The sequence below is a fragment of the Leptolyngbya sp. GB1-A1 genome (assembly GCF_039962475.1).
Lineage (GTDB): Bacteria > Cyanobacteriota > Cyanobacteriia > Elainellales > Elainellaceae > Leptolyngbya_A.
Genome location: NZ_JAMPLI010000122.1, coordinates 1 through 1,689, shown reverse-complemented (window position 1 = coordinate 1,689; position 1,689 = coordinate 1). Strand labels below are relative to the sequence as shown.

Here is a 1,689-nt window from a genome sequence, read left to right as displayed (position 1 = left end):
TGGCTTGCGAGAGTGCTAGGCGTTGTCGCGTTTCCCGCACCAGATCTGCTAGCTCTGTTTGACCGATCGTGGGCATAGAGTACGAATCATTGCATTGCATTTACTACTTATACTACGTGGTATATCGATCATTCTCTCTTAATAAGACATAAGGAATACCAGGAGCTAGCGGTGCTATTTCTTGCGCTCAATTTGATTGCAGATCCACAGCAGTCGTTGATTGAGTAAGCACTGCCGAAAATGCTTTTTTTAGCAGTGAGTATCCTAACTCCCTGGCTCTCAAAGAAGGTTTCAAACAGCAGGCATGTATCTTTGTAAGCATCAGCAACTAACAAGCGGCAACCTAGGAGTTGCTTCATAACTTCCCCCGTGATTCGCTTCATGGCAGTGGCAAGAGGTCAGCACCTTGCGATGAAAACGCTAGTTGAAATCTCTGAGTCCAAAATACGCTTTTTGATGGATCCAATTTTTCTCACATTGTCTTAAAAACGCAAGGATTACTCAGACTTTCATACATAACTTTTCAAGCAGCGATGTGTCTGCTCATCAGGAACAAGCATTTCTTCAATGGCGCTTAAAACAACAGCCCCTCTAGACTCACCTTCTGATCGAGCTTTCTCTTGCGCTACAACCTGCAAGAGACAACAGTGCAGAGCACCTAGTGCAATTGCAGGATATAGCTATGTTAATTTCGGCTCTTTAAGTCGCTAATCTCACGCTTTTGACTGGTTGGATGGGAAGCCATTCAGTAAGAGCATTGCTGCTCATCTCAAGAAATAGTGTGATGAACAGTTTTATTAAGCCTGAAACATCTGTCGAAAATCTTCCAATTCCTTTGAATCGGGATGTGTTTTTACGCACCTTAATTTGAGAGTTAGCGAGAACACTACAAGAGGTTGTGGGTTTAGAGGAAGCCTCAGGATTTATTAGCGTTGTGAGGCAGAATATGGGGCGGCAGATCGACCAGGACTATAAAGCGGCTCTGCAGGTATCCCATCTTCACGCCAGAGCAGGTCGCTGATGCCCTCGTGGATTTGAAGCGGCGCATCCAGGGAGATTTTTACATTATCGAACAAACAAATGACAGAATTGTCTTAGGAAACCGGGCTTGTCCGTTTGCTGAGAAGGTCATCGACTGCCCTGCCATGTGTATGATGACCTCCAATGTGTTTGGTTCCATTGCAGCCGAGAATGTCGGGTACGCCAAAGTCGAACTGCAAGAGACGATCGCGCTGGGTGCGCTTGAATGTCGAGTGGTCGTTTACCTCAAGCCCACCCCAGAAGCAGAAGCGAGTCCAGGCAGGGAATACTTTAAGGGAGAGTGTGAGGGGTGACGCCCGAGCAGTTTATTGAGTTTACCAGACTGCTACCAGAACCTATGCTCCTGGTGACGGGTCAGGGTCAGCTCCTGGCTGCTAACCCGTCATTCACCCAAATGCTGGGCGGCAACGTCAAATGCTGCAAGGAAAAACGATCTTTGAGGTGGTTACGGACCCCATAGAGAAGGTGAAACAGTACTTGCGCGCTTGCTCAAGCAGCCGAGCCATGGTGCTTGGCTCGTTAACCCTAACAATTACAGCAGTTTTTAGGTAATTAGCCCCTTTTCTATTAAGCTAACGAGTGGACAATCTATCAAGTTGGTGAAATGCCTGTCGCTTACTCAACGGATTTACGCACTCGTGTAATCGA

1 pseudogene is annotated in these 1,689 nt (G+C 46.9%); it reads left to right on the top strand.

Going from position 1 to position 1,689, the window contains the following annotated elements:
• Positions 1-784: 784 nt before the first annotated feature.
• Positions 785-1,334, top strand: a pseudogene (locus NDI45_RS30835) (methanogen output domain 1-containing protein).
• Positions 1,335-1,689: the final 355 nt, after the last annotated feature.